A 21,747-nucleotide genomic window follows, 5' to 3' on the forward strand; every position below is an offset into this window, starting at 1 on the left:
GATTTGGATATTCTATGGAAAAAATGAAGCTTAGAGCAGACAATATTATGAAGTCCTATAAAGGACGACAAGTAGTAAAAGGTATATCTTTGGAAGTTAACCAAGGAGAAATTGTTGGTTTACTAGGCCCTAACGGTGCAGGTAAAACAACTTCTTTTTATATGATTGTTGGGCTTGTTAAACCAAATGGCGGTAATATTTATTTAAATGATATGAATATTACACAATTTCCTATGTACAAAAGAGCACAAAACGGAATTGGTTATTTGGCACAAGAGGCTTCAGTTTTTAGAAAACTTAGTATTGAAAAAAATATTTTAAGTGTACTACAACTTACAAAACTGAGTAAAAAAGAGCAACATATGAAAATGGAGTCTCTTATTGAAGAGTTTAGTTTAGGGCACATACGTAAAAACAGAGGAGATTTGCTTTCTGGTGGAGAGCGCAGACGTACAGAAATTGCACGCGCTTTAGCCACAGATCCAAAATTTATATTACTAGATGAACCATTTGCAGGTGTAGATCCTGTTGCGGTAGAAGATATACAACGCATTGTTGCTCAGTTAAAAAACAAAAATATTGGTATCCTAATTACAGACCACAACGTACAAGAAACTCTTGCCATTACAGAAAGGTCTTATCTTATGTTTGAAGGTGGTATTTTAAAATCTGGAGAACCAGAAGAACTAGCCGCTGATGAAATGGTAAGGCAAGTATACCTTGGTCAAAACTTTGAACTACGTAAAACTAAAATAGATTTCTAAACCACTACTCTATTTAGTTTAGGCTTTTTTTATTGCCAATTTACTAAACGTAGATAATAGCACATAAACTACTATTATAATTGGTACTGCTAAATACTTTAGTGTTGTTATTAATACAATACAAAGTATTAAAAAGATATAGCGTATTGCATTGTCTTTAAAATTCCACGTTTTGAACTTTAAGGCAAATAAAGGTAAATTAGCATTTAGTAAAAATGCACTTAAAGCTGTTATCGCTAATAAAAACCATTGATTTAAAATTAAATCGTTTAAAACAGGATAGTTTTGATAAACTAATATTAATGGTAATGATATAATTAATAACGCGTTTGCTGGTGTTGGCACTCCTATAAAAGACTCTGTTTGGTTTTCATCTATATTAAATTTAGCCAATCTATAACCAGATGCTAAAGTTATTATAAATCCTAAAAAGGGAATTACAGATGAAACTGTAAAAACAGAAGTATGAAAACCACTTTCTGTAGCTGTAAACATAGATGAACTCCATCCGCCAGTAGTAGCCATTAACAACAATTTATACATAACTACACCTGGTACAACACCACTTGTAACCATATCTGCTAAAGAGTCTAATTGCAAACCAAGCTCACTCTGTACTTTTAACATGCGAGCTGCAAAACCATCAAAAAAATCGAAAAATATACCTAAAAACACAAAAAGAGCTACCATCTCAAAAAGTCCGTGTACAGCAAAGAGAACCGCTAAACAGCCACAAAATAAATTTAAAAGGGTAATTAAGTTTGGTATATGCTTTTTCATTCTAATTTATTTAATAGTATTTCTGTAGTCATCAAAAATACGGTAATATTAGTTGCGTTGGTAAAAATAGTATTTCTTTAAAAAAAACAATTTAAAAAGCTGCTTTTTTAAAATCCATACGGCAGTTCTGCTAATTTGTTCGATATTTGTTACTTCTAAAAAATAATGAGCTTGAAAAATTACATTAAATCTATCGTTTTTATACTTTTATTGAGTTGCTCTGCTTTTGGATATTCGCAAAATAGCTCAATATCTAAGAACGCTCAAATTAGTGTATTAACTTGTGCTCCTGGTAGTGAGTTGTATTCTATTTTTGGCCATAGTGCCATTAGAGTTTGGGACCCTGTTACTAGAACAGATAAGGTTTATAATTATGGTATTTTTGATTTTAATGCTCCTAATTTTTACCTAAACTTTGTTAAAGGAAGGTTACTTTTTAAGGTTAGCAAACAAGACTTTTCTAGGTTTTTATATGAATATCAATATGACAAAAGAGGTGTTAAAGAACAAGTTTTAAATTTAAATATCGATCAAAAAAAACAGCTTTATAATTATTTAGAAAAAAACGTAAAACCAGAGAACAGAGACTATTTATATGATTATTTGTATAACAATTGTGCTACTAAAATTGTTGATGTTTTAAACATATCTATTGGTAAAGACATTAATTTTAAAGAAGATTATTTAGAAAAAAAATATACGTTTAGAGAATTATTAGATCAAAAGCTAAGTACAAATACTTGGTCTAGCTTTGGTATTGATTTAGCTCTTGGCTCTAAAATAGACAAAGAAGCTACAGCTTTACAGCATACATTTTTACCAGACTATGTATGGTCTCAACTAAATAACAGCACTATTAAAGGTAACCCTTTGGTATTGTCTAACAGAATAATTTTAAAGGAACACAAAAAAGTAGACAGTATTAATTTTTTAGTAACCCCAATGTTTTGGTCTATTTTACTTTTTGCCTTAGTCCTATTTATAACTTACATAGATTTTAAAAACCATTTATGGTCTAAATGGTTAGACGGTTTTTTATTGTTTGTTACTGGCATAACAGGTATTGTTTTAAGTTTACTTTGGTTTGCCACTGACCACACAGCAACAACCAATAACTTTAATTTACTATGGGTTGTACCGTTTAATTTAATTGCTTTATTTTTTCTACTTAAAAAAGAAAATACAGCATCTAAACTACACAAATACAGCATATTTTTACTTATATTATTATTAATTGTACCTGTTGTGCAACTAATCGGAATTCAAAAATTTCATCCAGTATTTATTCCTATACTGCTATCTCTTGCCACTAGATATATATTTATTTGGCAAAAAACAAAATAAATAACACTCGCAAATGAACCTACTTACGGTTGAAAACATATCAAAATCTTACGGAGAACACGCTCTATTTTCAGGCATTTCTTTTGGTGTAAACAAAGACCAAAAAATTGCTCTTATTGCTAAAAACGGAAGTGGAAAAACATCTATTTTAAATATTTTATCTGGTAAAGACACTCCAGATAGCGGACAAGTAAACTATAGGAAAGGAACTAGAGTTTCATTTTTAGAGCAAGAGCCTAATATGGATCCAGACTTAACTATAGAACAAACTATTTTTGCCTCTGACAATGAAGTTTTAAGGGTAATTGCTGATTACGAAAAAGCATTAGCTAATCCTGAAGATGCAGACAAATACCAATTAGCTTTTGATGCTATGGACAGGTTTGAAGCTTGGGATTTTGAAACACAATACAAACAAATTTTATCTAAACTTAAGTTAGATGATGTTACCTTAAAGGTTGGCTTACTTTCTGGAGGACAAAAAAAGCGTTTAGCTATGGCAGATGCGCTTATAAACAGACCAGATTTACTAATTTTAGATGAGCCTACCAACCATTTAGATTTAGAAATGATTGAATGGCTAGAGGAGTATTTTGCAAAAGAAAATATTACTTTATTTATGGTTACGCATGACCGTTATTTTTTAGAACGTGTTTGTAACGAAATTATAGAGTTAGATAATAATACTCTTTACCCTTACAAAGGTAATTACTCTTATTATTTAGAAAAAAAAGAAGCTCGTTTAACACAAGAAGCTGTAGAACACCATAAATCTAAACTTTTATATAAAAAAGAACTAGGTTGGATGCGTAAACAACCTAAAGCACGAACTACAAAATCTAAATCTAGAATAGACGATTTTAACGATATTAAAGCCAAAGCTCACCAACGAAGAAAAGAACATAAGGTAGAGCTAGAGATTAATATGGAACGTATGGGTAGTAAAATTATGGAGCTTGTTAAAATCTCTAAATCCTATCCAAACAAACCTATTTTAGATAAATTTGAATACAACTTTTTAAAAGGAGAACGTATTGGAATTATTGGTAAAAATGGTACCGGAAAATCTACCTTTTTAAATATTATTACAGGCACAGACCAACCAGACAGCGGTAAAGTAATTGTAGGAGAAACTATTAAGTTTGGGTACTACACGCAAAAGGGAATAAAAATAAAAGAAGGCCAAAAAGTTATAGACGTTATACGCGAGTTTGGAGATTATATTCCGCTTAAAAAAGGGCATCAAATCTCTGCACAGCAATTGTTAGAACGTTTTTTGTTTGATAGAAAAAAACAGTATGATTTTGTTGAGAAACTAAGTGGTGGAGAACGTAAAAGATTATACTTATGTACAATACTTATACAAAATCCTAATTTCTTAATTTTAGATGAACCTACAAACGATTTAGATATTGTAACGCTAAACGTTTTAGAAAGTTTTTTAATGGACTTTCCTGGTTGCTTATTGGTAGTATCGCATGATAGGTACTTTATGGATAAAATTGTAGATCATTTATTTGTATTTAGAGGCAATGCGGTTATTGAAGATTTTCCTGGAAACTATTCAGACTTTAGATCTTATGAGGATAGCGCTGTATTAGAAAGCAGAGAGAACAAAGAGAAGGAAGCTAAAACAGAAAAAAAATCTTGGAAGACAGAAGGTAAAACCAATAAACTATCTTTTCAAGAGCAAAAAGAATACAACAACATAGAAAATAAAATAAAGAAGCTAGAAGAGAAAAAAACTGAGCTTCAAAATAAGTTTTCTGACGCTAACCTTAGTGGTGATGAAATTGATGCTTTATCTAAGGATTTACAACTTGTTATAGACGAAATTGAGACAAAAACAGAACGCTGGTTTGAGCTTTCTGCAATTGTTGAAGGTTAGATTTTAATTTTATGTTTCAGTTTATTGCTCATTTACAATTTTTGCTAAAAGCAACAAATCAGCACGGAGTACACTCGCCTTTTATATATAATTACGTAACCAAATGTTTATATAGTAAAGAAAAGACACACCCTAACAAAAGCTATAATGTTGTACTTAAAAGTATTGCCTATTTTAAAATAAAAACGGCCTTTGTAGCATCAGAAAAGCTCAAAAAAAATATAACAACTAATTTAAACTATACAAAAACTAGTGTAGATTTTGGATATTTAAATTATCCTGATCTTGATAAGTTTACCGCTATTAACTACCATAACAACACTATGGTTTTTGTTGATAATATTTACAGTAGCAAACAGACAAAAGAAACTTGGGAACAAATAAAATTACTTAAAAATGTTACTGTTACCGTAGATGTTTTTTATGGCGCTGCTGTATTTTTCAGAAAAGAGCAAGCAAAAGAACATTTTAAAATTAGATTATAATACTGTATTTTTAAATTTAGAAAAAAAATAAAATGGACTATACTACTTTTATTGTTGGCGGAATTGTACTTGTTATTTTTCTTGTTATAAACTTTAAAAACAAAAAGAAAAGTAAAGAGAGAAAGTCGCGTAAATTTATGGACAATTACAAACGTAAAGAATAAGCTATTTGGATTTTAGTAACCCTTTATTTCATATTCCGTTTGGTTCTGGCTGTATTTTTATACTTCTAGGACTTTTTCAACTTAAATTTCCTCCTAAAAAAATAAATAGTATTTACGGTTACAGAACTAGCAAGTCTATGTTAAACCAAAACAGGTGGAATTTTGCGCAAAAATATGCATCAATACAACTTATAAAAATTGGTTTTGTACTTGTTTTACTTTCGTTATTAAGTATAATATATCAACCTAATAAAGAAATAAGTATTTTAATAGGTATAGTTTTACTGCTTACAAGTGTTATTACTTTAATTTTAAAGGTAGAAAAAGCTATAGACTCAAAATTTAAAGAAAATAATAAATGAAAATATATACAAAAACAGGAGATAAAGGTACTACTGCCCTATTTGGTGGCACCAGAGTTCCAAAACACCACCTACGTATAGAGTCTTACGGTACAGTAGACGAGTTAAATTCTTGGATGGGATTAATACGTGACCAAGAGATACACAACCACTATAAAGATGTTATTGCAACCATACAAGACAAGTTATTTACTGTTGGTGCTGTTTTAGCTACAGATCCAGAAAAAATGGTGCTTAAAAACGGCAAAGAACGCCTAAATATTGAAAAAATTAGTAATACAGACATAGAGTTACTAGAGTTAGAAATGGATAAAATGAACGAATCTTTACCACAGATGACACATTTTATTTTACCTGGCGGACACACAACCGTGTCATACTGTCATATTGCGCGTACTGTTTGTCGTAGAGCAGAACGTTTAGCATCACATTTAAATGAGAACGAACCTTTTGAAGCAAATGTTTTGTCATTTATCAATAGGTTATCCGACTACTTATTTGTATTATCAAGAAAACTATCAAAAGACTTGGATGCAACCGAAATAAAATGGATTCCTGAGAAAAAAGTCTAATATTTACTTTTTTACAACGTTATCAACATATTGAATATCAACAATTTTAAAAAAATAAATTAAAAAACTACAAAAAAACTTGCTTTTCTTGTTTAAAAATTTATTTTTGCAAAAAATTAAAATTAACTATTACCATGTATTGGACATTAGAACTAGCATCTTATTTAAGTGATGCGCCTTGGCCAGCGACCAAAGATGAATTAATAGATTACGCCATTAGAACTGGTGCACCATTAGAAGTTGTAGAAAATTTACAATCTATGGAAGAAGAAGGTGGAGAAATCTACGAATCTATTGAGGAGATATGGCCTGACTATCCTACAGAAGAAGATTACCTCTGGAACGAGGATGAATATTAAATAAAGAAATACACAAAAAAGTCTCCTCGGAGGCTTTTTTTTTATGTAATTTTGGCAGACGCAGGTGGCTATTTGTACATTTTTAAAAACTGGAATACCTTTTGCGTAAGAAATTACATTCCGCAGTTTTACGGAACATTAATCTAAATAGTTGAGTGTGTTTACATTGTAAACAACAGACTTTATAAATTATAAAATATATGAGTTTCATTAATTCCGTGCTAAAGGCCTTTGTTGGTGATAAAGCCAAAAAAGACGTTAAGCAATTACAACCATTAGTTGATAAAATTAAAGCATTTGAACAAAGTTTAGAGGCTATTAGCTTAGATGAGTTAAGAGCAAAAACAGTAGAGTTTAAAGAAAAGCTAAAGGCAGATACTAAAGACTTAAATGAACAAATAGAAGCTCTTAAACTAGAAGTAGAAGCGTCTACAGATATAGATAAGAACGAAGATCTTTATACAGAAATAGACCGCTTAAAAGAAGAAGTATATAAAACATTAGAAAACTCGCTTACAGACCTTTTACCTGAAGCTTTTGCTGTTGTAAAAGAAACTGCTAAACGTTTTACAAATAATACTACCCTTACTGTTACCGCTACTGAGTACGACAGACAATTATCTGGAATTAAAGACTATGTTAGCCTAGAAGGAGACAAAGCCGTATGGCAAAACTCTTGGGATGCTGCTGGTAAGCAAGTAACCTGGGATATGATACATTATGATGTACAGCTAATTGGTGGTATTGCTCTACACCAAGGTAAAATTGCAGAAATGCATACTGGTGAAGGTAAAACTTTAGTTGCAACATTACCTGTGTACTTAAATGCACTAACTGGTAATGGCGTACACCTTGTAACAGTTAACGATTACCTTGCAAAAAGGGATAGTGCTTGGATGGCACCTATATTTCAATTTCACGGTTTTACTATAGACTGTATAGATTATCACCAACCTAATTCTGATGCACGTAGAACTGCTTACAACGCAGATATTACTTATGGTACAAATAATGAATTTGGTTTTGATTATTTGCGTGATAATATGGCACACAAACCAACAGACCTAGTACAACGCCCTCACAACTTTGCTATTGTAGATGAAGTGGATTCTGTTTTAGTTGATGATGCACGTACGCCATTAATTATATCTGGTCCTGTACCAGAAGGAGACAGACATGAGTTTAACGAGTTAAAACCTAAAGTTGCAGATATTGTACAATTACAAAAACAATATTTAACCGGCGTTTTAGCAGAAGCAAAAAAATTAATTGCTAGTGGCGACACTAAAGAAGGTGGTTTTCAATTATTACGTGTATTCCGTGGTTTACCTAAAAATAAAGCACTTATTAAATTTTTAAGTGAAGAAGGTATTAAACAGTTATTACAAAAAACTGAAAACTTTTATATGCAAGACAACAACCGTGAAATGCCTACGGTAGACGAAGAGTTGTTGTTTGTAATTGATGAGAAAAACAATCAGATAGAGCTCACAGACAAAGGAATTAAACACATCTCTGGAGATGTAGATAGTGATTTCTTTGTAATGCCAGATATTGGTTATGAGATTGCTCAAATAGAAAACCAAAATCTAAACATAGAAAAAGAAGCAGAACTTAAAGAAGAGTTATTTAAAGATTTCTCTATTAAAAGTGAGCGTATTCATACTATGAACCAATTACTAAAAGCTTACACTCTTTTTGAAAAAGATGTAGAGTATGTAGTAATGGACAATAAAGTAATGATTGTAGATGAGCAAACAGGTCGTATTATGGACGGTCGTCGTTACTCTGACGGTTTACACCAATCTATTGAAGCTAAAGAGAATGTAAAAATTGAAGCAATGACACAAACATTTGCTACAGTTACATTACAAAACTACTTTAGAATGTACAATAAGCTTGCAGGTATGACAGGTACTGCCATTACTGAAGCTGGTGAATTCTGGGAGATTTACAAGTTAGATGTTATGGAAATACCAACTAACAGACCAATTGCTCGTGATGATAGAAACGATTTAATCTACAAAACAAAAAGAGAAAAATACAATGCCATTATAGAGGAAGTTACACAACTATCTAACTCTGGCAGACCAGTACTTATTGGTACAACTTCTGTAGAAATATCAGAATTGTTATCTAGAATGTTAACTATACGTAAAGTACCGCACAATGTACTTAACGCCAAGTTACACAAGAAAGAAGCAGATGTAGTTGCGCAAGCTGGTAATGCAGGTATTGTAACTATTGCAACCAATATGGCAGGTCGTGGTACCGATATTAAATTATCTACAGATGTTAAAAATGCTGGTGGTTTAGCTATTATTGGTACAGAGCGTCACGATTCTAGACGTGTAGACAGACAGTTACGTGGTAGAGCTGGTCGTCAGGGAGATCCAGGAAGTTCTCAGTTTTATGTTTCTTTAGAAGATAACCTTATGCGTTTGTTTGGTTCTGATAGAGTTGCAAAAATGATGGATAAAATGGGCTTAGAAGATGGTGAAGTTATTCAACATTCTATGATGACAAAATCTATAGAACGCGCACAGAAAAAGGTTGAAGAAAATAACTTTGGAGTTCGTAAGCGTTTGTTAGAGTATGATGATGTTATGAATGCCCAAAGAGAGGTAATTTATAAGAGAAGACGACATGCATTACAAGGAGAGCGTTTAAAGTTAGATATTGCTAATATGATTTTTGATACCTGTGAATCTATCGCAGAAGGTAACAAAGGTGCTAGTGATTATAAAAACTTTGAGTTTGAATTAATTAAGTATTTCTCTGTAACATCTCCTATTACCGAAGATGACTTTGCAAAAATGACCAGTCAAGATATAGCAAGTAAAACCTACAAAGTTGTTTACGAGCACTATCTAAACAAAATGGAGCGTAATGCAGCTACTGCATTTCCGGTAATTAAAAATGTTTATGAAGACACGGCTAACAATTTTGAACGTATAGAGGTTCCTTTTACAGACGGTATTAAAGCTCTTAAAATAGTTACCAACCTTAAAGAAGCTTACGAGAGTAATGGTAAGCAATTGGTAAACGATTTTGAAAAGAATATTACACTTGCAATTGTAGATGACGCTTGGAAAACTCATTTACGTAAAATGGATGAGTTAAAACAATCTGTACAACTAGCTGTGCACGAACAAAAAGATCCGCTATTAATTTATAAGTTTGAAGCTTTTGAACTTTTTAAATCTATGGTAGATACTGTAAATAAAGATGTAGTATCATTCTTGTTTAAAGCTGAATTGCCTACTGGTGACACATCAGACATACAGGAAGCAAGAACCGTAAGAAAGCCACAAGCAAATTTACAAACTACAAAAGAGGAAATACCTAACAGTGATGAGTTAGCTGCACAGAACAGAGCTGCTAGCCAAACACAAGGTAATAGACCACAAGTAACAGAAACAATTACTAGAGAAAGACCAAAAATTGGTAGAAACGACAGAGTTACAATTAAAAATGTAATGAATGGCGAATCTAAAGTTGTTAAATTTAAACAAGCAGAACCTTTATTAACAAGAGGTGAATGGGTACTAGTTGAAGAATAAAACTAGTACTTAATAGTCATAAAAAAAGCAGCTCTTTTAGAGCTGCTTTTTATTTATATGCAGTGTAAAACTGCTGTCGTCGTTAGTTACTTTTTAATATGTTTATTACGAACAGGAACTTTAATAGCACGCATAGCTGGTTTATTTTTAGATAATAAGCCAATTGTTATAGCTGCTACGGTAATTAAAGTTATATATATCATAATTAAACTAATTTTGCTTTATTTGCTTTTGTTTCAAAAGATAACGCTTTTATAATTTTTGCATTTTTTATAATATACAAACGTGCTACGCTATTCTTTTTAATATTCTTATTAACTGTAGTTTCTTTTACTATTGAAGCTACCTTTACTACTTCAACTTTATTAAGAGGTGACTTTTTAGCTTTTTGTGCTTGTAAAGAAAAACCAACACAGAGTATAAAAGATAAGGTTACTAGAGTTTTCATAAATAGGTTTTATTTACTATAAAATTACAACCCAAGCTCACTCATCTATTTTCAAACTCGTTTAAAAACACTTTTTTATCGTTGATCTGCAACAACTTAGATGAACTACCTATTAAAAAATAGTAGTTTTTATGTTAACTAACACTTTATCCAAAAAAACAAGCACTACAACTGTTAACTAAAAGGTAATCAAAAACTCACTAAATAATAACTATCTAACTGATATTAAGCTATTTTACTTTTAGCTTTCTTAGTTGTAAAAGCTAATGCTTTTTTAATTTTAGAGTTTTTAAACTTATACAAACGTGCTACTTGATTTTCTTCTTTTAAAGTTTCCTTTTTAACTTCAGTAGCTTTTACTTCTTTACTATCCATTTTTAATACAGGAGCAACATTAGCATCTTGTGCTTGTGCTGTAATGCTTACTGTAATAACGAATAATAAAGTGATAATAGCTTTCATAGTAACTTTGTTTGTTGATGTAAAATTACTACCAACATAAAGCTATAGAAATCTAAATCGCTTAAACCCCCATATTTTTCGCTGTTTAACAAAAATTATGATAAAGTGTAAAAAATCGTCGATGACTGTAATTTGGGTAAAATCTGCTAATCGAAAATTATGTGCATTACAACAGATATTGTGCAACAAAGAAAATAAATATGCAGTTTAGGGTAAGACATATTTATGTAAAACAAAAGTTATAGTATATTTAATTAAGCTGTTTTAGTTACCACATCTTTAATTGTAAATGCTAAAGCTCTTTTAATTTTTGCATTTTTAAACATATACAAACGTACTACCTCAACTTTTTTCTTAACTACCTCTTTTTTAATTACCTCTTTTTTTACTTCTCCTGTTTTTACTTCCGTGTTTTCTACATTTAAAACAGGTGTAGTTTTAGTTTCCTTTGCTTGTGCAGTTAATCCTAATACAATAACGAATAATAAAGTGATAACAGTTTTCATAATACTTTTGTTTTGTTTTACAAAGCTACCAACCAAAAACAACTTAAATTGATGATTGCAGATGAGTAACACTTAACTATAGATGAATTGTAAAAAAATAAATGTTGTTAACATTCATCTTAAATTTTATAAATACAAAGTAAAACCTGTTAGTGGTATTGTGGAGATTTTTTTTTGATAAACGAAATATCTATCATCTTAAAAGCAAAGAGAATTATAAAGAGTAAGAAATTTATTAAGCTATTTTAGATGCAGCTTTTTTAGTAGTAAAAGCTAAAGCTTTTTTAATTTTAGAATTTTTAAACTTGTACAAACGAGCAACTTTAGCTTCTTGTTGCAATACCGCTTCCTTTACTACAGTTGCTTTAACCTCTTTAGTATCTGATTTTAATACAGTAGAAACATTAGCTTCTTGTGCTTGTGCTGCAACGCTTACTGTAAGAACAAATAATAAAGTGATAATAGCTTTCATAGTAACTTAGTTTTGATACTGTAAAATTACTATCAAGCTTAGGGTTACTAAATCTAAATCGCTTAAACCGACTTATTTTTCGGTGTCTGACAAAACTTATGATAAACGGTAAAATAACATCGATAACTGTAAAAAAGCAAAAAACTGCTAATCGATCTAAGGTGCACTTAATCTTAAAAAAGAAGCTATATTTTAAGTAACAAATTAGGATTAGGACAGTTTTTCTTATAAAAATCTAAATCTTTTGTAGTACAAACGCCAGGATAATCACCCATATAATCTTTAATATCTATAATTATTTGAAAATGCAAATGTGGCGCATAACCTACATTAACCTCAGCTGTTCCCAAAGTTGCTAAAACAGCCCCTTTTGTAAATTCTTTACCAACATACATATCATTTAAAGAAGAAAGTGCTAAATGTCCGTACAAGGTGTAAAATGTTTGGCCATCTACAGTATGCTTTAATATAATAGTAGGTCCATAATCTCCAAACACAGCATTATTTTTAAAACTATGCACTACTCCATTTACAGGAACTATAACTTTTGCTCCTGCATCTGCCCAAAAATCTACACCTAAATGTATGTTACGAGCAGCCTCTTCTAGTTTAGAGAAATTTGCATTTTTAGCATACAAATTTCTTTTCTCCAAATAGCCTCCAAATGCAATTGTGCTATTTGTTTTATTTAAAATTTGCTGAATATAAGATTCACAATCAGTTGCATTTGTAATATCTACTGTAGCTAATTCTTTATTATCTATAGACAAATCTAAAGCTGCATAACTATCTTTGTTATTAGTTGTTTTTAATATTGATGTAGAACCAGTTGTTACTGACTGTAATAAACTCTCTATATTTTGCATAGGTAAAATGTTAATCTATCTTTAAAATAGTTATGCCTTTGTAAGTATTTTTAAAAGCAGCGCACTAATTTATAAAAAGGAAATTTATGAGAACAGTAAAAATTGCATTTGTACTATGTACTATATTAATATCTACAAGTTGTTCATCTAAAAATAAAACTAAGGATGAAACAAAAGCTAATACAGAAATCCTAAATCAAGATTTAAGCTCATACGAAACCGCTTATTTTGCTAGTGGTTGTTTTTGGTGTGTAGAAGCTGTTTTTGAAAGCGTTAAAGGAGTTAAAGAAGTGGTGTCTGGCTACGCTGGTGGTAAAGAAAAGAATCCTACTTACGAGCAAGTTGGTAGTGGTAATAGCACACACGCAGAAGCTGTGGTTGTATATTATAATCCTAAAGAAGTTTCTTATGCTAGTTTAGTAAAAGTATTTTTTGGCTCACAAGACCCAACAACGCTTAACCGTCAAGGACCAGACAGAGGTGCACAATACAGATCTATTGCTTTTTACAAGAATAAAGAAGAGAAAAAAATTATTACAGATTACATTGCTAAACTGACAAAAGAAAAAGTGTACAGTTCTAAAATTGTTACTGAGGTTACTGCTTTTACAACTTTTTACGAGGCAGAAGATTACCACCAAGATTACGAAAAAAAACATCCTAATAACTCTTACTTAAAAAATGTATCTGTACCTAGGTTAAATAAATTTAAAAGTAAGTTTCCTGAGTTATTAAAAAAAGGTACTCATTAAAGCAAGGTTACTTTAGAACAACATCACTATATGATGCATCTATATTAATAGACTTTGCTGTGTTTTTTGAGGTATTGTATCCTTTATGCACTACTATATTCTGATTTACAGATTTAGTTAAAGATAAAGACGTTGGCGTTGCTATTTTAGAAGATTTACCTTTTACATATATAGTATAAGAAGATTTTGGTAAAGCGGCTTCTAACTCACCGTTAGTAATGGTAATATCTAAATCTTTAAAGTCTGAAGATATAGCGTTTATTTGCACATTGCCAAAATCGTTTTTTACAAAAGCAGATTTTAACAACTGGTCTATAGTAATGTTAGATGATACAGAACTTAGAGTAAGTTCTTTTACCATTTTTAGATCTACATCTTTAGCATAACTGGTTTTTAATTGCCCTACGTTCCAGTTATTCACATATATTGGAGAATAAGACGCATTTACATACGTCTTATCTCCGTTTATAGTAGAAGCCAGCAAACTTGAGTAAGTCAAGTTTGCGTTTATATTTATAGTATTCTCGGCTAGTTTTACTTTACCGTGACGTACATCCATTTTTATGGTTGCAGATTTAGGCATTTTAATTTTAATTGTCTTTTTAACCTTTAAACTCTTTGTACCACCATCCTTAGAAATATAAAATGTATTTGGACTAGTGTAAAACTCATTAGAGTCTATATAAATTACATCTCCTTTGTGATGCGCTTTTAACACTTTAGCTTTTACCTTTTCTGCAAGCACCTTATGTCTCGCTGCTAAAAGTTTAGATTGTTTTTGAGTTAATATAGCTTTCTTTCTTACTTCTGCTACCCATCTTTGTATTTCGGCTTCGTTTTTAGCTCCCATATCTTTTTGAAACTCTTTCTGCCACTTTTGTATGTACTCCTTACCTCCTTTTTCATATTCTTCATAATCAAAGTCTGCAAATTTTAAATCTTTTAAGTCATAGTCTACCATTATGGTATCTATACTTATGGTATCCATATTAAAAGAAAAACGAGTAGGAAAATTAGACGTATTAAAATGTATTGGATGGGCATTAGCAAAAGTATCTGTTTTGCTAAAAAAATTATTCCCGCCTGTAGACACAGTAACTTTAGCAGAATTTCCTAAAATATCCATCTTATTACGTATAAAGTATTTTTCTGCCTCATCTGCAGACATACCCTCTACTTCTATTGTAGCTTCTACCTGTATAACACTCTTGTTCCAAGTATCAAATTCTATATCTGCATTATTGGTATCTAAATCTAGAACAGCATTTTTATCTACATTAAACACTTCTTTAAATACTTTTGTTTGCTTTTGGGCATATATGCTTGTACTAGCTAATATTGCTACCGCCACTATACTTTTACACACTAATTGTCTCATTTTTATTGCTTTTTAATTCGTTTAACTTTTTTCTTAGTTTTTGTAGCAACTGCAATCGCAATTGCAAATTATTAATTAAAGCAGAAATTAATTGATCATTAGGCCCAATGGTATTTAACTCTGTATTAAGGTCTTGGTATTCTTTATGTAACTCCGCTAGGCGCTCCATATAACTATCTACCAATGTTTTATTATCATTAGAAACTTGTAATTGTGACAGCTCTAAGTTGATGTTTACTTTGTAATAATCTTCAATCTTTTTTAAATCTGGAGATAAAGCTCCAAGTGTTATACCCTCTTGGTCTTTAGATGGTTTATCTATGTCTACTACTGTACTTTTTATTGTTGTTTTTTTAGATTGATTGTTATAAACCAAAATAGAAATAGTAAGCAATACAATTACACTTGCTGCAATTTTGTAAACAAACCATTTATTTTGTTTTGGTACAGGCATAGCAGCGTTTAACTTATCTTCAAACCTAGAGATATGCCCTTTGTTTAAGGTGTGCTTTTCTTTAGCTCTTTCTTCCTTAAATATTTTTCTAAGATCCTGTCCCATATCTTTTCTCTTTTAAAAGTTCTTTTAATAACCCTTTACCTCTTAATAACCGAGTTCTACAAGCAGACTCCGTTATGTTTAATATGCCCGATGTTTCTGCATGATCATACCCTTCAATCAAATACAACTGCACCACACATTGGTAGTTACTTGGCAATTGCGCTATTGCAAATTTTATTTGTTGTAGTGTTACCGTATCTTCAACCACCCAATCATCATCCTCTACTACTCTTAAATTAGTTTCTGTTAAAGCTACATACTTGTCTTTTTTCGCTTTAATAAAATCTAAACATTTATGTACAACAATTTTTTTTAGCCAAGCTCCAAAGGTTACATCTCCACTAAATTGTTCTATTTTTTCAAAAGCATTAATAAAAGCTTCTTGTACTACGTCTTCTGCATCACCTTCGTTCTTTAAAAATCGCATAGCCACGCAATACATACCATTACAGTACTGTTTATAAAGCTGCATTTGAGCTTTGCGGTTGTTTGCCTTGCATTTTTTAATAATATCAGACGTAAACATTAATTATTTATTGGGTTTGGTTTTATTTGTTGCTTAAAGGACGACATAAAATAACAGATGTTGCAAAAACATAAATTATTTTTAGATTTTTATAGTTATCACTATAAATTTATAGCAATTTTACACTTTATATAAAACGCAAGTTAAAGTACAATTTTGGGTATTCTTAATTAAGCAAGATTTAGTAACTTAGAAAAAATCTAAAAAAATAACCACAATATGAAAGTTATAAAATGGATGATAATTACAGTAACTGTACTTGGTTTACTTACTGTATTTGTTGGTATGCCTATGATGAAAGAGCAAACAAAAAAGTTTAGTCCAGAGGAGACTGCTACCTATACTAAAAAAGGTTATAATTTAAATGTAGTTTATTGTAGTCCGTCTAAAAAAGACCGTCAAATTTTTGGTTCTCTTGTACCTTACAACAAAGTTTGGAGAACTGGTGCTAATGAGCCTACTACATTTAAAACTTCTTCTGCAATTAAAGTAGATGGCAAACAACTACCCGCAGGTACTTACTCTATATGGTCTAGACCCAATAAAGATAGTTGGGATATTATTTTTAATAAAGAGGTTCCAGATTGGGGAGTTACTATTTTAAGTGGTGGTGCAGAAACTACCAGAAATGCTTCAGAAGATCTTGTGACTGTTTCTGTACCTGTAACAAAATTAGATTCGGTTAAAGAAAGATTTACTATTAACTTTGAAGACAAAGAACAACCATACTTAACTTTAGCTTGGGATAAAACCAAAGTTAACGTACCTATTAGCAAATAATATTGAGCACACATAAAAATATAAGTTCCAAGAGTGCTTCTAAAATTAAAAAATTTAGAAGAGAGTTACCGTCTACAAATAGTTTAACCAATGGTATTTTAAAAGGCGATAAAACCGCTTTAAGCAGAGCTATAACACTTATAGAAAGTACCAATAGTGAGCATACCAAACAGGCTAATGAAATTATTGAGCGCTGTTTAACTCACAAAACAAAAAGTGTTAGAATTGGTATTACCGGAGTACCTGGTGTTGGTAAAAGTACATTTATAGAACGTTTTGGAAAACGACTTACCGCCCAAGGAAACAAAGTAGCTGTGTTAGCTGTAGATCCTACAAGCACTGTTACTAGAGGTAGTATTTTAGGTGATAAAACACGTATGGAAGAGTTGGTAAAAGATGAAAACGCTTTTATTAGACCATCGCCATCTGGTAGCTCTTTAGGTGGTGTTGCCCGTAAAACCAGAGAAACTATTGTACTTTGTGAAGCTGCTGGCTATAATGTTATTTTAATTGAAACTGTTGGTGTTGGCCAAAGTGAAACCGCCGTACATAGTATGGTAGACTTTTTTCTTTTGTTAAAATTAGCTGGTGCTGGTGACGAGTTGCAAGGCATTAAGCGTGGTATTATGGAAATGGCAGATGCTATTGTAATTAATAAGTCTGATGGTGATAATGTACAACGTGCCAAAAAAGCGCGAGTAGAATTTGCTCGAGCATTACATTTATTAAAAACACAAGATAATGGTTGGGTACCAAAAGTACTTGCCTGTTCTGCCTTAGAAGATATAGGTATTACAGAGGTCTGGGAAACTATTAAAGGCTACGTAGACACCAATACTAAAAATAGCTTTTTTGATACAAAAAGACAACAGCAAAACAAATATTGGTTATTGCAAACTATAGAAGACCAGCTAAAGCAACAGTTTTATGATGATAAAAATGTAAAAGCAGAATTAAAAGGCGCTATAAATGCCGTTATAAACAATAAAACATCTCCTTTTGCTGCTGCAGACAAATTATTAAAGTTACATAGTAAATAAGACCAACAATTAGTTTGTATATTATGAAGTATGAGTTTACTATAATTGTACCTATTTACAATGAAGAAGATAACATTAACAGATTAGATAAAGAGCTAACTGAGTACCTTAAAATTGCTACAAAAAAAACTTGTGTTTTATTTATTAACGATGGCTCAAAAGACGGTAGTCAAATATTATTAGAGCAAATATGTGCAAACAACTCTAATTTTTCTTATTTACTTTTTGATAAAAATTACGGATTAACAGCTGCTATAAAAGCTGGTTTTGATGAAGCCACAACAGAACTAGTTGGTTACATTGATGCCGATTTACAAACAAGCCCCTTAGATTTTAATTTACTATTAGAATACACACCAAAGTACGACTTAGTTACTGGCATTAGAATAAACAGGAAAGATTCCGGTTTTAAAAAACTATCCTCTACCCTAGCAAATAAAATAAGACGCTCTTTTACCAATGATGGTGTAGAAGATACAGGTTGCCCTTTAAAAGTGATTAAAACAAATTACGCAAAGCAAATACCTATTTTTAATGGTTTACATAGATTTTTACCTGCAATGATATTATTACAAAACGGAAAAATAAAAAAAGTTCCTGTGCAACACTTTCCTAGAATTGCAGGCAAGACTAAATTTGGTTTTTGGAACAGATCTTTAGGACCCTTAATAGATTGTTTTGCTTATTTATGGATGAAACACAAATACATTAATTATAAGGTTGATAAAAGAAACTACTAAGCTTAAAAGTTAAAATCTTACCAAAGTATAACTCACCTTTTACAACCAATTATTACCTTTGAATATTACTAAATAAATAAAAATGAAAACAAGAGATAAAATAGTATACGCAGTTTTATTTGTAATCTGTAGTGTTGGACTATATTTTGGTTTAACAGACAGTGCCTTTTTTGATCAATCTTATGCTCAAGAAGACGGACTTGTAGAATACGGTACTGCATTAATGCTTTTTATTATAAGTCTTATTTGTATTTATAGGTTATTTACCATCTCTAAAGGAAAATCTATTACTTGGAAAATTGGAACTTTATTATTTGCTATTTTGTTTTTATTTGGTGCTGGCGAAGAAGTTTCTTGGGGACAAAGAATATTTGAAGTACAGTCTAGCGAGTTTTTTATAGAAAATAATGCACAAGGAGAAACCAACTTACACAATATGGTCGTTGGAGAAACCAAGGTAAATAAACTAATATTTAGTCAATTACTAATGGTGGTTATGGTTTTATACCTAATTGTATCTCCTTTTTTATACAGAAAACAACAATGGTTTAAAAACCTTGTAAATATGTTTGCTGTTCCTATTGTAAAATGGCACCATACCATAGCTTTTTTAGCTGCAACAGCCTTAGTTATAAGTAACCCATCTGGCAGAACTTGGGAAGTTTATGAACTTGTTTTTGGAGCAATATTTATCTTAATATTTTTAGCTCCACTAAACGATTACATATTTAAAAAAGAGAATTAATTACAGCTTTAATTTTACTGACATAAGTAGCATTAGCTTATAAAAAACAAATCCTAAAAAGCTACCAATTACAATACCTGTAGCAACATCTAATGTATAATGCACACCAATGTATATTCTACTATAGGCAACAAATGCTGCCCAAGTAAGCAGTAATACTTTTACGTATTTAAATTTGTTTTTAAGTACATTTCCAAAAAATACGGCTACAGCAAAAGAATTTGCTGCATGAGCAGAAAAATAACCATATTTACCACCACAAGAGCTCTTAACTAAGCGCACCAAACCATCTAATTCTGGATTATGACAAGGTCTTAAACGTGCTACTCCGTATTTAAAAAAATTAGCCAACTGGTCTGTTGCTCCTATTAAAATACCTATAGACACTAAAATTACTAATGTTTTTTTAATACCTACTTGCTTGTATGTAAAAAATAACAACACGGCATACAATGGTATAGAATTTACTTTATTAGTTATAAATAACCAAAAACTATCCCAAGTAGAAGTACCAAGATTATTTAAATATAAAAAAAAGTTAGTATCGTACTGTATTAATTCTTCAAGCATAATAGTCTGTTATTCTTCGTAACGAGCAATTTCTCTGTCATAAAAAGCAGTAGCCTCTGCAATTAGTTTTTCTGCTTCTTCAGTTAATTCCTCTTCATCTTCTTTAGTAAAATCTTCTAACCACTCTACTTCATCATCCTCTAAATTAATTATAAACCTAGGGTAATCTGTATGTATAATAAATATAGCTGTTGGGTAGTCTGTGTTATCACCCAATAAAAACTTAGGAAAATCCATAATTATTCTTCTGTATTAAGTATTAATCTTTTTGTTAAGTAATTAAATCTAATATATAGTAAAACGGCAGAAGCAGTTAAACCAGCTAATAAACCTATCCAAATTCCAGTGCTTTTTAAAGGGGTGTATAACCCTAAATAAAAACAAATAGGAAAACCAATTAGCCAATACGCAACAAATGTTATTGCCGTAGGTATTGTTACGTCTTGTAAGCCACGTAATGCACCAAGTACTACAACTTGCAATCCGTCTGATATTTGAAAAAATGATGCTACTAACAATAATTGAGCTGCTATTACTATAACTTCTGTATTATCTACTATGTTTACGGCATCATTTACGTCTAAATACACTGTTGGTAACCAATGTCTAAATATTAAAAATAAAGCTGCAAAAATAACCTCTAATAAAAATGTTAGTAAAAATATAGATTGTGCCATTCTACGTAAATCTTTAAAATTACCCAAACCTTTTTGGTTACCTACACGTACCATTGCAGCTACACCTAGTCCCATACCTACCATAAACGTCATACTAGACAAGTTTAAAGCTATTTGATTAGCTGCTTGCGGATTTTTACCTAAAACACCGCTGATCCAAATTGCAGCTGTAAAAATAGCTACCTCAAAAAACATTTGCAATGCAGACGGAAAACCAATTTTCATAATCTTGTTCATTACTTTGCTTTCTATTTTTCTAAAATTGAAACCAGTAACGTATTTATGAAACTTTTTAGTTTGTTTTAGCATTATCCATATTAAAACAACCATTGCAACTCTAGAAACTAGTGTACCTATGGCAGCTCCTATAATACCCAATTTTGGAAAACCAAAAGTTCCAAAAATCAATAGATAATTTAAAAATATATTAATAGCATTACCTATTAAAGTAACATACATAGGGTATTTGGTTTGTGATAAACCATCTGAAAATTGTTTGAATGCCTGAAAAATTACTAAAGGAACTAACGAAAAAGCAACTAAATCTAAATAAGGAATTGCTAATTCTACCACCTCTGGAGGCTGTTTCATTAAGTACATTAATGGTTTACCCAAGAGTATTACACCAAACAAAAAAAGTCCTAAGACAGTACATAAAACAATTCCGTGTTTAAGAGCACTTTTAGCATCAGTTACATTATTGGCACCATCTGCTTCTGCTACTAATGGTGTAATTGCAGTAGAAAAACCAATACCAAAAGACATAGCTATAAACACAAAGCTATTTCCTAAAGACACAGCAGCCAATTGTGCTGTACCTAATTGACCTACCATTATATTATCTGCGAAACCAACAAAAGTGTGACCTAATAACCCCAATATTACAGGGAATGCCAGTTTTAAGTTATATTTAAATTCTTTAGTGTATTGTTTCAATTTATTTGA

General features: G+C 31.0%; 26 protein-coding genes. 14 read left to right on the plus strand and 12 right to left on the minus strand.

Features of this window, described 5'->3' with window-relative positions; translation table 11 throughout:
* The first annotated feature begins 23 nt into the window (after positions 1 to 23).
* Positions 24 to 764, plus strand: coding sequence for an LPS export ABC transporter ATP-binding protein (gene lptB / locus Q4487_RS04570; protein ID WP_034645320.1), 741 nt, complete (start codon positions 24 to 26; stop codon positions 762 to 764).
* Between the two features lie 18 nt (positions 765 to 782).
* On the opposite strand, the gene Q4487_RS04575 is transcribed toward lptB, so the two are convergent.
* Entirely contained in the window at positions 783 to 1,544 is a 762-nt protein-coding gene (locus Q4487_RS04575; RefSeq protein ID WP_303541377.1) for a phosphatidylcholine/phosphatidylserine synthase, read from the minus strand.
* Positions 1,545 to 1,715: 171 nt separating this feature from the next.
* Here Q4487_RS04575 and Q4487_RS04580 point away from each other — a divergent pair, with 171 nt between their 5' ends.
* From Q4487_RS04580 to secA, 8 genes are all read left to right on the plus strand, one after another.
* Positions 1,716 to 2,888 carry a DUF4105 domain-containing protein gene (locus Q4487_RS04580; protein ID WP_303541375.1) on the plus strand — a complete coding sequence of 391 codons (1,173 nt, stop codon included), beginning with the start codon at positions 1,716 to 1,718 and terminating at the stop codon, positions 2,886 to 2,888.
* Between the two features lie 13 nt (positions 2,889 to 2,901).
* Positions 2,902 to 4,776, plus strand: coding sequence for an ABC-F family ATP-binding cassette domain-containing protein (locus Q4487_RS04585; RefSeq protein WP_303541373.1), 1,875 nt, complete (start codon positions 2,902 to 2,904; stop codon positions 4,774 to 4,776).
* Between the two features lie 11 nt (positions 4,777 to 4,787).
* Positions 4,788 to 5,261 (plus strand): hypothetical protein, encoded by a 474-nt coding sequence (locus Q4487_RS04590; protein ID WP_303541371.1) that lies wholly within the window; start codon positions 4,788 to 4,790, stop codon positions 5,259 to 5,261.
* A 32-nt stretch (positions 5,262 to 5,293) separates the two neighbouring features.
* Positions 5,294 to 5,425 (plus strand): hypothetical protein, encoded by a 132-nt coding sequence (locus tag Q4487_RS04595; RefSeq protein ID WP_286142029.1) that lies wholly within the window; start codon positions 5,294 to 5,296, stop codon positions 5,423 to 5,425.
* Positions 5,426 to 5,430: 5 nt separating this feature from the next.
* Positions 5,431 to 5,787: an SdpI family protein gene (locus tag Q4487_RS04600; RefSeq protein WP_303541368.1), complete on the plus strand. Its 357-nt coding sequence runs from the start codon at positions 5,431 to 5,433 to the stop codon at positions 5,785 to 5,787.
* On the plus strand, positions 5,784 to 6,359 hold the full coding sequence (locus Q4487_RS04605; protein WP_100895595.1) for a cob(I)yrinic acid a,c-diamide adenosyltransferase: 576 nt from the start codon (positions 5,784 to 5,786) through the stop codon (positions 6,357 to 6,359). The genes Q4487_RS04600 and Q4487_RS04605 overlap by 4 nt, the downstream gene beginning before the upstream one ends.
* A gap of 134 nt (positions 6,360 to 6,493) precedes the next feature.
* Positions 6,494 to 6,718: a DUF2795 domain-containing protein gene (locus Q4487_RS04610; protein WP_013551418.1), complete on the plus strand. Its 225-nt coding sequence runs from the start codon at positions 6,494 to 6,496 to the stop codon at positions 6,716 to 6,718.
* Between the two features lie 200 nt (positions 6,719 to 6,918).
* Positions 6,919 to 10,281: a preprotein translocase subunit SecA gene (gene secA, locus Q4487_RS04615; RefSeq protein ID WP_303541366.1), complete on the plus strand. Its 3,363-nt coding sequence runs from the start codon at positions 6,919 to 6,921 to the stop codon at positions 10,279 to 10,281.
* Between the two features lie 205 nt (positions 10,282 to 10,486).
* On the opposite strand, the gene Q4487_RS04620 is transcribed toward secA, so the two are convergent.
* The 5 genes from Q4487_RS04620 to Q4487_RS04640 all read right to left on the minus strand — a co-directional run bounded on the left by Q4487_RS04620 (position 10,487) and on the right by Q4487_RS04640 (position 13,035).
* Positions 10,487 to 10,729, minus strand: a complete 243-nt coding sequence (locus Q4487_RS04620; RefSeq protein ID WP_303541364.1) for a hypothetical protein — start codon at positions 10,727 to 10,729, stop codon at positions 10,487 to 10,489.
* A 225-nt stretch (positions 10,730 to 10,954) separates the two neighbouring features.
* A complete protein-coding gene (locus tag Q4487_RS04625; protein WP_303541362.1) occupies positions 10,955 to 11,191 on the minus strand; it encodes a hypothetical protein in 237 nt (78 codons plus the stop codon).
* A gap of 254 nt (positions 11,192 to 11,445) precedes the next feature.
* Positions 11,446 to 11,697, minus strand: a complete 252-nt coding sequence (locus Q4487_RS04630) for a hypothetical protein (RefSeq protein WP_100896848.1) — start codon at positions 11,695 to 11,697, stop codon at positions 11,446 to 11,448.
* 235 nt (positions 11,698 to 11,932) lie between these two features.
* Positions 11,933 to 12,169 (minus strand): hypothetical protein, encoded by a 237-nt coding sequence (locus Q4487_RS04635; protein ID WP_303541359.1) that lies wholly within the window; start codon positions 12,167 to 12,169, stop codon positions 11,933 to 11,935.
* 185 nt (positions 12,170 to 12,354) lie between these two features.
* Positions 12,355 to 13,035: a peptidoglycan DD-metalloendopeptidase family protein gene (locus Q4487_RS04640; protein ID WP_303541357.1), complete on the minus strand. Its 681-nt coding sequence runs from the start codon at positions 13,033 to 13,035 to the stop codon at positions 12,355 to 12,357.
* An 86-nt stretch (positions 13,036 to 13,121) separates the two neighbouring features.
* On the opposite strand from Q4487_RS04640, the gene msrA reads away from it, so the two are divergent.
* Positions 13,122 to 13,787 (plus strand): peptide-methionine (S)-S-oxide reductase MsrA, encoded by a 666-nt coding sequence (gene msrA / locus Q4487_RS04645; protein ID WP_303541355.1) that lies wholly within the window; start codon positions 13,122 to 13,124, stop codon positions 13,785 to 13,787.
* A 7-nt stretch (positions 13,788 to 13,794) separates the two neighbouring features.
* Here the strand turns inward: msrA and Q4487_RS04650 are convergent, their stop codons facing one another.
* Genes Q4487_RS04650 through Q4487_RS04660 form a run of 3 tightly spaced genes read right to left on the minus strand, consistent with a single transcriptional unit; the run spans position 13,795 to position 16,250 of the window.
* A complete protein-coding gene (locus Q4487_RS04650; RefSeq protein ID WP_303541353.1) occupies positions 13,795 to 15,165 on the minus strand; it encodes a hypothetical protein in 1,371 nt (456 codons plus the stop codon).
* Positions 15,146 to 15,724, minus strand: a complete 579-nt coding sequence (locus Q4487_RS04655) for a hypothetical protein (RefSeq protein WP_100895587.1) — start codon at positions 15,722 to 15,724, stop codon at positions 15,146 to 15,148. The genes Q4487_RS04650 and Q4487_RS04655 overlap by 20 nt, the downstream gene beginning before the upstream one ends.
* Positions 15,708 to 16,250, minus strand: a complete 543-nt coding sequence (locus tag Q4487_RS04660) for an RNA polymerase sigma factor (protein WP_303541350.1) — start codon at positions 16,248 to 16,250, stop codon at positions 15,708 to 15,710. Before Q4487_RS04660 ends, Q4487_RS04655 begins: the two co-directional genes overlap by 17 nt.
* 219 nt (positions 16,251 to 16,469) lie before the next feature.
* Between Q4487_RS04660 and Q4487_RS04665 the strand changes: the two genes are divergently transcribed.
* From Q4487_RS04665 to Q4487_RS04680, 4 genes are all read left to right on the plus strand, one after another.
* Positions 16,470 to 17,030, plus strand: a complete 561-nt coding sequence (locus Q4487_RS04665; protein ID WP_303541348.1) for a DUF2911 domain-containing protein — start codon at positions 16,470 to 16,472, stop codon at positions 17,028 to 17,030.
* Between the two features lie 2 nt (positions 17,031 to 17,032).
* Positions 17,033 to 18,070, plus strand: coding sequence for a methylmalonyl Co-A mutase-associated GTPase MeaB (gene meaB / locus Q4487_RS04670; protein ID WP_303541346.1), 1,038 nt, complete (start codon positions 17,033 to 17,035; stop codon positions 18,068 to 18,070).
* 23 nt (positions 18,071 to 18,093) lie between these two features.
* Positions 18,094 to 18,810: a glycosyltransferase gene (locus Q4487_RS04675; protein WP_303541344.1), complete on the plus strand. Its 717-nt coding sequence runs from the start codon at positions 18,094 to 18,096 to the stop codon at positions 18,808 to 18,810.
* 82 nt (positions 18,811 to 18,892) lie between these two features.
* On the plus strand, positions 18,893 to 19,555 hold the full coding sequence (locus Q4487_RS04680) for a hypothetical protein (protein WP_303541342.1): 663 nt from the start codon (positions 18,893 to 18,895) through the stop codon (positions 19,553 to 19,555).
* On the opposite strand, the gene Q4487_RS04685 is transcribed toward Q4487_RS04680, so the two are convergent.
* From Q4487_RS04685 to Q4487_RS04695, 3 genes are read right to left on the minus strand one after another with little or no spacing between them, the layout of a single operon-like run.
* Positions 19,556 to 20,125 (minus strand): phosphatase PAP2 family protein, encoded by a 570-nt coding sequence (locus Q4487_RS04685; RefSeq protein WP_100895581.1) that lies wholly within the window; start codon positions 20,123 to 20,125, stop codon positions 19,556 to 19,558. It abuts the gene before it with no gap.
* Positions 20,126 to 20,134: 9 nt separating this feature from the next.
* Positions 20,135 to 20,362: a hypothetical protein gene (locus Q4487_RS04690; protein ID WP_198519426.1), complete on the minus strand. Its 228-nt coding sequence runs from the start codon at positions 20,360 to 20,362 to the stop codon at positions 20,135 to 20,137.
* Between the two features lie 2 nt (positions 20,363 to 20,364).
* Positions 20,365 to 21,738 carry an MATE family efflux transporter gene (locus Q4487_RS04695; RefSeq protein WP_303541338.1) on the minus strand — a complete coding sequence of 458 codons (1,374 nt, stop codon included), beginning with the start codon at positions 21,736 to 21,738 and terminating at the stop codon, positions 20,365 to 20,367.
* Positions 21,739 to 21,747: the final 9 nt, after the last annotated feature.

This window comes from Cellulophaga sp. 3_MG-2023 (assembly GCF_030546975.1).
In the GTDB taxonomy this organism is placed as follows: Bacteria; Bacteroidota; Bacteroidia; order Flavobacteriales; family Flavobacteriaceae; genus Cellulophaga.